This window comes from Pseudomonas sp. GW821-FHT02A11 (genome assembly GCF_059421985.1).
This window is the reverse complement of record NZ_JBWKWB010000002.1, coordinates 225,617-238,736: the sequence shown is the minus strand read 5'-3', so window position 1 is coordinate 238,736 and position 13,120 is coordinate 225,617. Positions and strand designations below refer to the sequence as shown.

At 61.3% G+C, this 13,120-nt stretch carries 10 protein-coding genes; 7 read left to right on the top strand and 3 right to left on the bottom strand.

What is annotated here, in order from left to right; translation table 11 throughout:
- Position 1: 1 nt before the first annotated feature.
- On the top strand, positions 2–820 hold the full coding sequence (locus AC07V9_RS03570; RefSeq protein ID WP_495014317.1) for a gamma-carboxygeranoyl-CoA hydratase: 819 nt from the start codon (positions 2–4) through the stop codon (positions 818–820).
- Positions 820–2,781, top strand: a complete 1,962-nt coding sequence (locus AC07V9_RS03565; protein WP_495014316.1) for an acetyl/propionyl/methylcrotonyl-CoA carboxylase subunit alpha — start codon at positions 820–822, stop codon at positions 2,779–2,781. The genes AC07V9_RS03570 and AC07V9_RS03565 overlap by 1 nt, the downstream gene beginning before the upstream one ends.
- 171 nt (positions 2,782–2,952) lie before the next feature.
- On the opposite strand, the gene AC07V9_RS03560 is transcribed toward AC07V9_RS03565, so the two are convergent.
- Positions 2,953–6,438 (bottom strand): indolepyruvate ferredoxin oxidoreductase family protein, encoded by a 3,486-nt coding sequence (locus AC07V9_RS03560; RefSeq protein ID WP_495014315.1) that lies wholly within the window; start codon positions 6,436–6,438, stop codon positions 2,953–2,955.
- A gap of 224 nt (positions 6,439–6,662) precedes the next feature.
- On the opposite strand from AC07V9_RS03560, the gene AC07V9_RS03555 reads away from it, so the two are divergent.
- From AC07V9_RS03555 to AC07V9_RS03545, 3 genes are all read left to right on the top strand, one after another.
- The gene (locus AC07V9_RS03555) at positions 6,663–7,130 is read left to right on the top strand and encodes an Lrp/AsnC family transcriptional regulator (RefSeq protein ID WP_495014314.1); all 468 of its coding nucleotides are present in this window, start codon (positions 6,663–6,665) and stop codon (positions 7,128–7,130) included.
- A gap of 496 nt (positions 7,131–7,626) precedes the next feature.
- The gene (locus tag AC07V9_RS03550) at positions 7,627–8,160 is read left to right on the top strand and encodes a sigma factor-like helix-turn-helix DNA-binding protein (RefSeq protein WP_495014313.1); all 534 of its coding nucleotides are present in this window, start codon (positions 7,627–7,629) and stop codon (positions 8,158–8,160) included.
- Positions 8,161–8,295: 135 nt separating this feature from the next.
- Positions 8,296–9,435: a M14 family metallopeptidase gene (locus AC07V9_RS03545; protein WP_495014572.1), complete on the top strand. Its 1,140-nt coding sequence runs from the start codon at positions 8,296–8,298 to the stop codon at positions 9,433–9,435.
- A gap of 488 nt (positions 9,436–9,923) precedes the next feature.
- On the opposite strand, the gene AC07V9_RS03540 is transcribed toward AC07V9_RS03545, so the two are convergent.
- Together AC07V9_RS03540 and AC07V9_RS03535 are read right to left on the bottom strand one after the other, a co-directional pair.
- Positions 9,924–10,469 carry a cytochrome b gene (locus tag AC07V9_RS03540; RefSeq protein WP_495014312.1) on the bottom strand — a complete coding sequence of 182 codons (546 nt, stop codon included), beginning with the start codon at positions 10,467–10,469 and terminating at the stop codon, positions 9,924–9,926.
- Complete coding sequence (locus tag AC07V9_RS03535; RefSeq protein ID WP_495014311.1) at positions 10,466–11,551, bottom strand: catalase family peroxidase; 1,086 nt, start codon at positions 11,549–11,551, stop codon at positions 10,466–10,468. Before AC07V9_RS03535 ends, AC07V9_RS03540 begins: the two co-directional genes overlap by 4 nt.
- A gap of 176 nt (positions 11,552–11,727) precedes the next feature.
- On the opposite strand from AC07V9_RS03535, the gene AC07V9_RS03530 reads away from it, so the two are divergent.
- Both AC07V9_RS03530 and AC07V9_RS03525 read left to right on the top strand, forming a co-directional pair.
- Positions 11,728–12,240: a sigma-70 family RNA polymerase sigma factor gene (locus tag AC07V9_RS03530; RefSeq protein ID WP_495014310.1), complete on the top strand. Its 513-nt coding sequence runs from the start codon at positions 11,728–11,730 to the stop codon at positions 12,238–12,240.
- On the top strand, positions 12,237–12,995 hold the full coding sequence (locus AC07V9_RS03525; RefSeq protein WP_495014309.1) for an anti-sigma factor family protein: 759 nt from the start codon (positions 12,237–12,239) through the stop codon (positions 12,993–12,995). The genes AC07V9_RS03530 and AC07V9_RS03525 overlap by 4 nt, the downstream gene beginning before the upstream one ends.
- The last annotated feature ends 125 nt before the right edge of the window (positions 12,996–13,120 follow it).

Genomic DNA, 13,120 nt, shown 5'->3' with positions numbered 1-13,120 from the left:
CATGACCGATTTCGACACGCTGGAACTCGAACACGACCCGCGCGGTTTCGTCACCCTGTGGCTCAACCGCCCGGAAAAGAACAATGCCTTCAACGCCCAGATGATTCGCGAGCTGATCATCGCCCTCGACCGTATTCAGGGCGACGCCAGCCTGCGCTTCATGCTGCTGCGTGCGCGAGGCCGGCACTTCAGTGCAGGCGCGGACCTGGCCTGGATGCAGGAATCCGCCAACCTGGACTACAACACCAACCTGGGCGACGCCCGGGAGCTGGGCGAGCTGATGTACAACCTCGCCAAGCTCAAGTTGCCTTCGCTCGCCGTGGTGCAAGGCGCAGCCTATGGCGGCGCGCTGGGGCTGATCAGTTGCTGCGACATGGCCATCGGCGCTGACGATGCGCAGTTCTGCCTTTCTGAAGTGAAAATCGGCCTGGCGCCGGCGGTGATCAGCCCCTTCGTCACTCAGGCCATTGGCGAGCGCCACGCCCGCCGCTACGCCCTGACCGCCGAGCGTTTCGGCGGCCAGCGGGCGCGGGAGATCGGCTTGTTGGCTGAGTCCTACCCGGTCGCTGAACTGGAACAGCAGGTCGAGCAATGGGTTTCGAACCTGCTGCTCAACAGCCCGCAAGCCATGCGCGTCAGCAAGGAACTGCTGCGTGAAGTCGGCCACGGCGAGCTGAGCCCTGCCCTGCGCCGCTACTGCGAAAACGCCATCTCGCGCATCCGCGTCAGCCCCGAAGGCCAGGAAGGCTTGCGCGCCTTTCTGCACAAACGCGAACCGGCCTGGCGCGCAGCCCCTAGTGACAATGGAGAATCATGCTGATGAGCGGCCCGAACAACACTGCCCTGACGTCTGTGCTGGTGGCCAACCGCGGCGAAATCGCTTGCCGCGTGATGCGCACGGCCAAAGCCATGGGCCTGACCACCGTGGCCGTTCACAGCGCCACCGATCGCAACGCGCGGCACGTGCGCGAGGCCGACATCGCCGTCGACCTGGGCGGCAGCAAGGCTGCCGACAGTTACCTGCAAATCGACAAATTAATCGCCGCCGCCAAAGCCAGCGGCGCCTCGGCGATTCATCCGGGCTACGGCTTTCTCTCGGAAAACGCAGGGTTCGCCCGCGCCGTCGAGCGGGCCGGCCTGATTTTCCTCGGCCCGCCCGCCTCAGCCATCGACGCCATGGGCAGTAAATCAGCGGCCAAATCCCTGATGGAAACCGCTGGCGTGCCGTTGGTGCCGGGCTATCACGGCGAAGCCCAGGACGCCGCCACCTTCCGCGAAGCTGCAGCGGGCATCGGCTACCCGGTACTGCTCAAGGCCACGGCCGGTGGCGGCGGCAAGGGCATGAAAGTGGTCGAACGCGACGAGGATCTGGCTGACGCCCTGGCCTCGGCGCAGCGTGAGGCGCAGTCGTCATTTGGCGACTCGCGCATGCTGGTGGAAAAGTACGTGCTCAAGCCGCGCCACGTGGAAATACAGGTGTTCGCCGACCAGCACGGCAACTGCCTGTATCTGAACGAGCGTGACTGTTCGATTCAGCGCCGCCACCAGAAAGTCGTCGAAGAAGCCCCTGCCCCAGGCCTGAGCGCCGAACTGCGCCGGGCCATGGGCGAAGCGGCTGTGCGCGCCGCCCAGGCTATTGGCTACGTGGGCGCGGGCACGGTGGAGTTTCTGCTGGATGCTCGCGGCGAGTTCTTCTTCATGGAAATGAACACACGCCTGCAGGTCGAGCACCCGGTCACCGAAGCCATTACCGGCCTTGATCTGGTGGCCTGGCAAATTCGCGTGGCGCAGGGCGAACCCCTGCCGGTTTCCCAGGATCAGGTGCCGCTCAAAGGCCACGCCATCGAGGTGCGCCTGTACGCCGAAGACCCGGCCAATGATTTCCTGCCCGCCACCGGCACCTTAAAGGTGTATCGCGAATCGACGCCGGGGCCGGGCCGTCGTGTCGACAGTGGCGTAGATGAAGGTGATGAAATCTCGCCGTTTTACGACCCGATGCTCGGCAAGCTTATCGCCTGGGGCGAAGACCGCGAACAGGCGCGCCTGCGTTTGCTGGCCATGCTCGATGAATTCGCCATCGGCGGTTTGCGCACCAACCTGGCGTTTCTGCGCCGGATCATCGCGCACCCTGCATTCGCTGAGGCTGAACTGGATACCGGCTTCATTCCGCGTTACCAGGCCGATCTGCTGCCGCCCGCCGAGGATTTGTCCGAGCAATTCTGGAGCCTGGCCGCCGAGGCCTATCGCCAAAGCGCGTCAAACCCTGTGCGTGAAGATGATCCTCATTCACCCTGGTCCGGCGTGACAGGGTTGCGTCTGGGCCTTCTGGCCGAGGTCGACCTGCACCTGAGTTGCGCCGGCGAAACCCGTAAGGTGCCCCTGCGCGGAGCGTCACCCACAATTCATTTGCAAGGTGAACAGCTGACGCTGGAACAGGATGGCGTGCGTCGTCAGGCGCGGGCGTTCCGCCGCGAAGGCACCTTGTACTTGCAGTGGCAGGGTGAGTTGTACGCCGTTACGCGCCTCGATCCGATTGCCGCAGTCGAGGCGAGCCATACCCAGCAAGGCGGCCTCAGCGCACCCATGAACGGCAGCATCGTGCGGGTCTTGGTCAAGGTTGGGCAGACAGTGGAGGCTGATACGCCGCTGGTGGTGCTGGAAGCCATGAAGATGGAACACAGCATTCGCGCCATTCAGGCCGGGACAGTTGCGGCGCTGTATTGCGCCGAGGGCGAAATGGTCAGTGAAGGAACCGTGTTGGTCGAACTCACCGGTTCCTGAGCAATACGCAAAACCTGTGGGAGCGAATTCATTCGCGAGACGGTGGCGAAACCGATACATCTTCAACGGATGTACCACCGCCTCGCGAATGAATTCGCTCCTACAGGTATCACGTTCGGCACTGGATATGCGAAGGCCGCGGAATCAATGATCCTCGCGGCCTTTTGTACTTTAAGCCGCCACCTCATACAGCTTTGGCAGCTCAACCTCACCGCTCACCAGGCTTTGACGCATCCGTGCCGCCTGCAGGGCCGCAGCCTTCATCGCGCTTTCCTTGACGTGACCATATCCGCGAATACGCTCAGGCAAGCGCGCCAGACTCAGGGCGGTGTGACGATTGTTGGCCGTGAGATGAGTGAGGATCAGCTCGATGTCACCGACATAGCTGTCGATCAACTCGCGCTCCTGACGCCGCTCCAGGCTGCGACCGAACGGGTCGAACGCGGTCCCGCGCAGAAACTTGAATTTTGCCAGGACATCGAATGCCTTCAGCATCCACGGCCCGAAACTGCGTTTGCGCGGCGCGCCGCTGTTGGGATCGCGCTTGGCCAGCCACGACGGCGCCAGATGAAACTCCAGGCGGTAATCCCCTTCGAACTGCGCCTGCAACTGACGGGTGAACTCGCCGTTGCTGTAAAGCCGTGCGACTTCGTACTCATCCTTGTAGGCCAGCAGCTTGAAGTAGTTGAACGCCACCGCTTCGGTCAGCGCCAGTTGCTCGCCGGGGAACAGACGGCTTTCCGCTTCGCGCACCTTGTAGACCAGCGCCAGATAACGCTCGCCGTAGGCACGGTTCTGATAGTCGCCCAGGGTCTTGCTGTTGTTGGCCAGGCGCTGCTCCAGGCTCAAGGCCTCTGGCTCGAACACCTCAACCGCTTCAGGGTTGGCCGCCGCCTGAACGGCTGCCAGATCAAACGCGGCACGACGGCCCCACAGGAACGCCTGCTGGTTGAGATTTACCGCCACGCCGTTCAGCTCGATGGCCTTTTCAATGGCTGCCGAGGTCAGCGGAATCAGGCCCTTCTGGAAGGCAAAGCCGAGCATGAACAGGTTGCTGGCGATGCTGTCGCCCATCAGTTTGGTGGCCAGATCAGTAGCAGGTACGAAGTGGGTTTTGTCTTCGCCCACTGCTTCACGAATGGTCTGCATCATCGCGTCGGCCGGGAATTCAGCGTCCGGATTGCGAGTAAATTCCGCAGTCGGCGTTTGCTGGCTGTTGACCACAGCGTGGGATTTCGCGCTGTTGAGCTTGGCGATGGCATCGGGGCCGGAAGCCACCAACAGGTCGCAGCCCAGCAGCAGATGTGCCTCACCCGCCGCAATGCGCACAGCGAACAGGTCGTCCTGACGCGCGGCGATGCGGATGTGGCTCACCACCGGGCCGAACTTCTGCGCCAGCCCGGCCTGATCAAGCACGCTGCAGCCCTTGCCTTCCAGGTTCGCGGCGTAACCCAGCATCGCACCGACAGTGGTAACACCGGTGCCGCCAACCCCAGGCAACAGAATGTTGAAAGGTTGATCCAGGCTCGGCAGTGTCGGCTCAGGCAGCTCGGCAAACGCCTGCGCCTGCTTCGGCAATTGAGGTTTGCGCAGCTTGCCGCCATGCACCGTTACAAAGCTTGGGCAGAAACCTTCGACGCAGCTGAAGTCCTTGTTGCAGGCGCTTTGATCGATTTCGCGCTTGCGCCCTTGTGCGGTTTCCTTGGGCAGGATCGACAGGCAGCCTGATTTCGCGCCGCAATCGCCGCAGCCCTCGCACACAGCCGGGTTGATGATCGCGCGCTTGTCCAGATCGAGCATCGTGCCGCGCTTGCGACGGCGGCGTTTTTCGGTGGCGCAGGTCTGGTCGTAGATGATCACCGAGGCGCCCTTGAACTCGCGCAATTCGCGCTGCACGCTGTCCAGATCGCGGCGATGGTGGAAAGTGGTGATGGGCGCAAACGCCTCGCGACTCGGGTATTTGTCCGGGTCGTCCGACACCAGCGCGATGCGCTGCACACCCTCGTTGAACACCTGCCGGCTGAGCTGATCGACCCGCAGGATGCCGTCGATGGGCTGGCCGCCAGTCATCGCCACCGCGTCGTTGTAAAGAATCTTGTAAGTGATGTTGACCTTGGACGCCACCGCCGCTCGCAGCGCCAGGTGGCCCGAGTGGAAATAGGTGCCGTCGCCCAGGTTCTGGAACACATGGGGCGTTTCGGTGAAAGGCGCTTGGCCGATCCAGGTCACGCCCTCGCCGCCCATCTGGGTGAAGGTGTCGGTCTCCCGGTCCATCCAAATGGTCATGTAGTGACAGCCGATCCCCGCCAGCGCGCGGCTGCCTTCCGGCACTTTGGTCGAGGTGTTGTGCGGGCAACCGGAGCAGAAATGCGGTGTGCGCTGGGTCTTGAACAGCGGCGCGGCCAGAGCTTTTTCCTTGTCTTGCAGGAACTGCAGGCGCGCTTCGATTTTTGCGCTGGAGTAAATCGGCGCCAGGCGTTTGGCGATGACCCGGGCGATCATGGCCGGGGTCAATTCAGCCAGGTTGGGCAGCAATGAGCGCCCTTCTTCGTCGAACTCGCCGACAACACGAGGGCGCTTATCCACCGGCCAGTTGTACAACTGGCCGGTCAACTGGTCTTCGATGACGCTGCGTTTTTCCTCAACCACCAGGATCTCGTCCAGGCCTTCGGCGAAGTCATGGACCGATACCGGTTCCAGCGGCCAGCTCATGCCGACCTTGAGCACACGAATGCCCACTGACGCGCACAGTTCTTCGTCGATGCCCAGTTCTTCCAGGGCCTGACGCACGTCGAGATAAGATTTGCCGGTGGTGATGATGCCCAGCCGTGGCTGTGGCGAGTCAATGACGACCTTGTTCAGGTGGTTGGCGCGGGCGAAGGCCCGGGCGGCGTAGATCTTATACGTGTTGAGGCGTGCTTCCTGGGCCAGCGGCGGGTCGGGCCAACGAATGTGCAGGCCGTCCTCGGGCAGCTGGAAGTCTTCGGGGATCTTCGTTTCGATGCGCAGCGGATCGACTTCGACAACAGCAGAGGAGTCGACATTTTCGGCAATGGTTTTCATCGCCACCCAACATCCGCTGTAACGGGAAAGCTCCCAGCCGATGATGCCGTAATCGAGGATTTCCTGAACGTTGCTCGGGTTGAGCACGGGGATCATCGAGGCGATGAACGCGTGTTCGCTCTGGTGGGCGATGGTCGACGACTTACAGCCATGATCGTCACCCGCGAGGATCAGCACCCCGCCGTTTTTCGCCGACCCTGCCGAATTGCCGTGCTTGAACACGTCACCGCAGCGATCAACGCCCGGGCCCTTGCCGTACCACAACGCAAACACGCCATCGTACTTGCCTTCGGGAAACAGATTGACCTGCTGGCTGCCCCAAACAGCCGTGGCCGCCAACTCTTCGTTGACCCCGGGCTGGAAATGGATGGCGTTCTCTTGAAGGTAATCCTTGGCGTCCCAGAGGCTCTTGTCGAGATTGCCCAGAGGCGAGCCGCGGTAGCCGGAAATGAAACCTGCCGTGTTAAGACCACGGGCCTCGTCGCGCTGTTTTTGCAGCATCGGCAAGCGGGTCAACGCCTGGGTTCCGGTCAGGTACAGATTGCCGGTTGCGAGTCGGTACTTATCGTCCAGACGAATATCAGCCAAAGACATTCAGGCACTCCTTTGTTTTTATTAGTGCGTTTTGAATGTGGCGAGCAGTGGCGTCGCAGGCCTTGTGGACCGTAGTCCTGCTGCTCGATCGCCGGGACGGTTCAACCCGGCGCTCACGGATTCAATACTGCCTGTGCCGCGCAGGCTTTTTCTTTCTAATTTGGCCGAAATCTGCTCATATCCTGCATGCCTGTTTCCATTCAAGAATAAAAAAGGGTCAATTCATGCAGGTCAAGCTAAGCCTCCTCGATCGCAAAATCCTTCGCCTGTTGCAGCACGATGCCGACCTGTCCGCCGCCGAAATTGCCGAGCGGGTGGAGCTGTCGCAGTCGCCGTGCTGGCGGCGGATCAATCGTCTGCAGGAAGAAGGGGTGATCGAACGCAAGGTCGCCCTGCTCAACCCCGCCAAGCTGGGGCTGACCATGACGGTGTTCGTCGATGTGAAGCTGTCGGGCCACGGGCGGCGCTATCTCACCGAATTCGAAGACGCCATCACCGGCTACCCCGAGGTGCTGGAGTGCTACACCATGGCCGGGGACATGGATTTCATGCTCAAGGTCGTGGTGCAGGACATCGCCAGCTACGAGCGCTTTCTGCGCGATCACCTGCTGCAAAGTCCGCACGTGCAGGAGGCGCATTCGAACATTGCGATGAGCGTGGTGAAGCGCACGACAGAGTTGCCGCTGGATTGAGTAGCGAAGGGATGTGTTACGGGGCACGAAAAATCTTTTCGCGAATACGCAAAAAAACCATTGACGTGCAAATGATAATGATTATTATTGAGCGCAACCGATCGAAAGATCGGTTGGGTAACCCAGAAGCCTTAGGTCGGCTTCCGGATTATCTCCTCATCAGGCTAATCACGGTTTTTGACCCGGCTTTTTGCCGGGTCTTTTTTTTCGTGCCCTTGAAGGGTCTGATTCGTTTTTTCTGCTTGGGTCGGGGTGTTGCGATCTTCAGGCTAATGAAGAGCGGTCGCCTTTGCGATGGCGCGCATCATAGCAAAAGAAAAATGAGTGCTGAACTGCCCGCGAGGTCAAAAGTGACATATCTGGTAAAAAAATCATCAGTAAACCCGCTTATTTCTTGAGAACGAATCTCATACGCACTAACATCGGTTCGCGTCACGGAAGATGCCCCCACTCCTCTCCCTTAGGATGGCCCACGGACGACTGCGAGTGACATGCCATGACCCATCAGATCTCCTCTGCGTTTTCGCCGCCTACTCACCCGCTTGACCTCCCCGTCAGCCAGGAGACCGACACGTATCGCCGTCGCATACAGAAGCTGCCGCGGCGCACCCAGCAGGTGTTTCTGCTCAGTCGTCTTGATCAACTTTCCTACGCCGACATCGCTCAGCTGCTTGAGGTGGATGTGAAGTCCGTTGAGCGTTCTATGGTGCGTCTGCTCGAACAGTGCAGCGACGACACCCCAAGCGTTCCCGAGGCGATCAATCTGCAGGCCCTGCGCTGGTACGTACACCTGCAAAGCCCCCGCGCCACGCCCAGTCAGCGTATCGAGTTTCGCCACTGGCTGGACGCCAACCCTCTTCATCTGGATGGCTTCCAGAACGTCGAACGCTCGTGGCGTCGGCTTCAGGCTCCGGCGGCGGTGATGGGCGCCAGCGGCTGGCATCGGCGCAAGCGTCGGCTGTACATCGGCTGGCTGATGCTGACGGCGTTCCTGTGCAGCCTCTTGGTCACGGCAGAAGCCTTTACCTGAGGCGGCCAGCCGATGCTGAGTCCCATCGTCAACCGTTTCTGTCGCCGTCCGGGTTTGTGATGCGTGTAAAGTAGCTGCCATAACAGCCATTGAATGGCGTTGCGTCGGCATTAACGTACTCAGGACCTTTCCGTGATTCAGACCGCCCTTTCCATCACCTGCGACTTCGACAGTGGCAACATCGTCGTGCTCGATGCGAGCAACGCGCAGAACGTGCAACTGGCCATTCGCCCGGACACCCGCAGCCCGCATTTCCAATGGTTTCACTTCAAGGTCGAGGGCATGCAGATCGGCCAGCCCCACGCCTTCAGCCTGACCAACGCCAGCGAATCGAGCTACAACCGCGCCTGGACCGGCTACAACGCTGCCGCCTCCTATGACCAGAAAACCTGGTTCCGCGTGCCGAGCAGCTTTGATGGCAAGGCGCTGAATTTCGAACTCGCCCCCGAGCAACCGCAGATCTGGTTCGCCTACTTCGAACCCTACAGCCGCGAACGCCACGACTGGCTGATCGATCAGGCACTGAACAAGGCCGGCACGGAGTTGCTGGCCAGCGGCAAAAGCGTCGAAGGCCGCGACATTCCGTTGTTGCGCAAAGGCGACGGCGTACCGGGCAAATGCAAGATCTGGATCATCGCCCAGCAGCACCCCGGCGAGCACATGGCCGAGTGGTTCATGGAGGGCGTGATCGAGCGCCTGCAACAGAACGACGCCGAACTGCAGGCCCTGCTCGCTTCGGCGGATCTGTATCTGGTCCCGCACATGAACCCCGACGGCTCGTTCCACGGCCACCTGCGTACCAATGCGCAGGGCAAGGACCTGAACCGCGCCTGGCAGGATTCGACGCCGGAGCTGAGCCCGGAGGTGTTCTTCGTCAAGGAGCAGATGGAAAAGTACGGCGTGGACATGTTCCTCGACGTACACGGTGACGAGGAAATCCCCTACGTATTCACCGCTGCTTGCGAGGGCAATCCGGGCTATACCGAGCAGCAGAAGGCCCTGGAAGCTGACTTCCGCACACGCCTGAGCGGGCTGACCAAGGACTTCCAGACCCGTTACGGCTACCCCAAGGCGGCGCCTGGCAAGGCCAACATGAACCTGGCCTGCAACAGCGTCGGCGAGCGCTACAAATGCTTGGCGCTGACCCTGGAAATGCCGTTCAAGGACAACGACGACGCGCCGGATGTCGTTACGGGATGGTCGGGCAAACGCTCGATGCAACTGGCACGGGATGTGTTGACCGTGCTGGGGCAGATGGTTTCGGTGCTGCGCTGACAACCGGACCGCAGCCGCACGCAAACCCGTGATCTGTCAGATGGGACCTGATGTCTGTGGGAGCGAATTCATTCGCGAAAAATGGTACTGCCGACAGAGCTGCGTGGTCTATACCAACTTCTCGCGAATGAATTCGCGAAAAATGGTACAACTCCACAGATTCAACGCAGCCGCACGCAAACCCGTGACCTGTCAGATGTGACCTGAGGTCTGTGGGAGCGAGTTCATTTGCGAAAAATGGTACTGCCGACAGAGCTGCGTGGTCTGTACCAACTTCTCGCGAATGAATTCGCTCCCACAGGTACAACTCCTACAGATTCAACGCAGCCGCACGCAAACCCGTGACCTGCCAGATGTGACCTGAGGTCTGTGGGAGCGAATTCATTCGCGAAAAATGGTACTGCCGATAGAGCTGCGTGGTCTGTATCAACTTCTCGCGAATGAATTCGCTCCCACAGATTCCACACCGTCCAGGGCTGCGTAACACCTCAACCCCGCGTCTTGCCCCGCAACATGCTGTCCAGCACCTCATCCCTGCGCACCCATCCATGAAACAGCGCCGCCGCCAGGTGCGCGAGGATGGTCAGGAAAAACAGATACGCCAGATACCGATGAGCCTTGCGCAAAAACGCGAAGGTTTCCGCGTGGGCAGCGACAATCGAGGGCAGACGCACTGAACTGCCCAGCATCACCGGATCACCCGCTGCTGAAATCATCGCCCAGCCAATCAAGGGCATCGCCAGCATCAGCGCATACAGCAGGTAGTGCGAGAGCTTGGCCGCAAGCACCTGCACCGCAGGAAGGTCGGCAGGCAGCGGTGGCGTACGCGTGGTGAAGCGCACGATCAGGCGCACGATGACCAGCGCCAGAATGGCGATCCCCAAGGGTTTGTGCAGGTTCAACAGCCACTCGTGGCGCTCGGACACCGAAGCCACCATGCCGGCGCCGATAAACAACATGGCGATGACCATCAGCGCCATCAGCCAGTGCAGCGCCCGGGCCAGCGGCGAGAAATGCGTAGTTGGCGTATTCATGGCTGTTTCTCCTGTGCAGGCGCGGCTTTCAACTGATCGACTTCACTGGTACGACGCATGTAGGACGAGGCGTAGGCCGCAGAGCGCGCCGCCAGCAGCGGATCGTCAGAGCCTTCGATGCCGCTTGGCAGCACCAGCGGGTCGTAGTTGATGTCGCGGCAATTGCCGTCCAGTTGCGCGCTGTCGCTTTCCACCACCAGCGTCCCGGCGTTGACGGTCTTGTGTTCACCGGTCCACGCCTTGGACGCATCGTTGGTCGGGTCCTGCGCGTTGGCCAGGGTCAGCACCAGGCTCCAGCGCTGCGGGCCGCTGGCGAGTTTGTCGCTCAGATCCTGCTGCAGGTAATCCTTGGCATCCGGCGCCGGGGCATCGCCCTTGGCCTCAGGCACAAGGCTCCAACGCACCGCTTGGCGCTTGCCCTGACCATCGACCAGTACGAACGCGTTGACGCTGTTGTAAGTTTCGGTCACGAAGCTGGCCGACGGCTTGGCGTTCTTGACCCAGGCCAGAAACGGCTGGGCTTCGGGGTGCGCGGCGAAGAACGCAGGTGGCTTGGCCGGGTCGGGCTTGCCTGTCTTGGGATCGGGCGCCGTGGCTTTCTGCAGATCGACAAACGCTTCAGGCGTGCCCACCGGGAACACCGGCATGCTGTTCATGCCGCTGCGCCATTGCTGGCCGTTGGCTTGGGTGAACTGCACGGCAAAGCTGCGGATGGGCGCGGCGCTGTCGGGTGAATACGGGTTGCCCGTGGGCAAGGCCAGCCGGCCAATGACCGGGGTCTTGCCGCTGGCGAACACCTGCGCCCTGGACAGGTTGGCCGCAGCGCCATTGCTCTCGAAGTAGCCGGCCACGCAGATGCCTTTGGGGTGATTGCGGCGGTAACCGGGGTGGATGCCGTTGTTGTGCTCGAACACGTCGACCACGCGCGCAGGCGTCAGACGCTGTGGGTCAAGGCTGCCATTGACGTAGGCAAACGCCCCGACTGCCACCAGCACGACCAGGCCGATGCCGGCCAGGCGCACGAGTTTCTGCGGGGTACTCAGGGGTGGCTTGCGGGGATACGGCGGCTCACGGTCAATCATCGGTCATTCTCCGGGCCTTGGGCCTCTGTCAATAGATGTTGCGGTGGGACGTAGTGCGCGAAGCTTTATTCCAGCGATCGATATTTATTTTTTCTGCAGCGGAATAACCTGCACTGGCGAGCGTCTGGCAGGTCTACGATTCGAGCGATCCTGCCGATCGACCTGGAAACCCTGCAATGAACGATGTCGACGATCAACTCCGGGAACTGCTGCCGCGAATGCGCCGCTTCGCGGTATCGCTGACCCGCGATTACAGCAGCGCTGACGATCTGGTGCAGTCGAGCCTGGAAAAAGCCTTGTCAGCCTGGGACAGCAAACGGCCGGACGGAGACCTGCGTGCCTGGCTTTTCTCCATTCTTTATAGGCAATTTCTCGATGCTCATCGACGTTCGCGCCGATACAGCCGCATGCTCGAGCTGTTCACGGGGGGCAAGGAGGAGCATTACGAGCCTTCCGTGGAGCGTACGGTGGTGGCCCAGACCACCTTGCAGGCGTTCGAGCGCCTCAACACCGAACAGCGCGCCCTGCTGTTGTGGGTGACGGTCGAAGGCCTGACCTACAACCAGGTCGCAGAAATCCTCGACGTCCCGGTGGGCACCGTCATGTCCCGCCTGTCTCGCGCGCGTCAGGCCCTGCGCCTGCTCAGCGAAGGCGAAATCACCACCCCTGCCCTGCGGATACTGAAATGATCACCTTGCCCCCCAGCGAACGCGACTTGCACGCCTACGTCGATGGCCTGCTCAACGATGCCGATCAACAAACCATGGAAACCTGGCTGACGGCCAACCCGGAGATGGCCAGACAGGTGCTGGCCTGGCAGCTGGACGCACAGAATCTGCGCGCCGGCCTCAGCGGCGAGCTGCATAGACCGGTCAACCCGGAACTGGACCCGGCCTACATCCGCCAGCGTCTGCGGCGCAACCGTACGCGACACCTGGCAATGGCCGCGGTGTTGCTGATCGCCGTCAGCGTCGGCGGCCTGAGCGGCTGGCAGGCCCGAGAGATGACCCTGGCCAACAACGTGCTGCCCATGGCCGACGCGGTGCAGGCGTATCGCATGTTTGCGGTCAACGACAACATGGCCAGCGACTGGAACACTGCCAAACCGAACAACGTGCAGGTCTGGCTGGACAAGAACTTCGCCCAGGCCAATCGCCTGCCCGATCTGGAATCGGCGGGTTTCAAACCGGTGAGCGGACGCCTGATCAGCACCGAACAGGGCGCGGCGGCGATGGTGGTGTACAAGGATGAGCAGGGGCGCACATTGAGCTTCTACATCCGTCCGCCGGGTGCGAACAATCATCTGCTGCCACCGGGGACGCGCCGCGATGGCGAGTTACAGGCCAATTACTGGTCAGGAGGGGGTTACAACTATGCGGTGGTCGGGCCTGCGGATGACCCGGCCGCCCAGGCGGCGCGTCAGGCGTTGAAGCAGCCGATCTGAAGAAGCGGTATCGCTGCGCCTGCTATCTGACAGAATTTGCACGCCCCTGTGGGAGCGAATTCATTCGCGAAAAATGGTACGGCTGACAGAGATGTGTCGGCTGTACCGTCCTCTCGCGAATGAAT

Coding starts and splice junctions, on each gene's coding strand:
- AC07V9_RS03570 (WP_495014317.1), top strand. CDS start 2: ATGACCGATTTCGACACGCTGGAACTCGAACACGACCCGCGCGGTTTC.
- AC07V9_RS03565 (WP_495014316.1), top strand. CDS start 820: ATGAGCGGCCCGAACAACACTGCCCTGACGTCTGTGCTGGTGGCCAAC.
- AC07V9_RS03560 (WP_495014315.1), bottom strand. CDS start 6,438: ATGTCTTTGGCTGATATTCGTCTGGACGATAAGTACCGACTCGCAACC.
- AC07V9_RS03555 (WP_495014314.1), top strand. CDS start 6,663: ATGCAGGTCAAGCTAAGCCTCCTCGATCGCAAAATCCTTCGCCTGTTG.
- AC07V9_RS03550 (WP_495014313.1), top strand. CDS start 7,627: ATGACCCATCAGATCTCCTCTGCGTTTTCGCCGCCTACTCACCCGCTT.
- AC07V9_RS03540 (WP_495014312.1), bottom strand. CDS start 10,469: ATGAATACGCCAACTACGCATTTCTCGCCGCTGGCCCGGGCGCTGCAC.
- AC07V9_RS03535 (WP_495014311.1), bottom strand. CDS start 11,551: ATGATTGACCGTGAGCCGCCGTATCCCCGCAAGCCACCCCTGAGTACC.
- AC07V9_RS03530 (WP_495014310.1), top strand. CDS start 11,728: ATGAACGATGTCGACGATCAACTCCGGGAACTGCTGCCGCGAATGCGC.
- AC07V9_RS03525 (WP_495014309.1), top strand. CDS start 12,237: ATGATCACCTTGCCCCCCAGCGAACGCGACTTGCACGCCTACGTCGAT.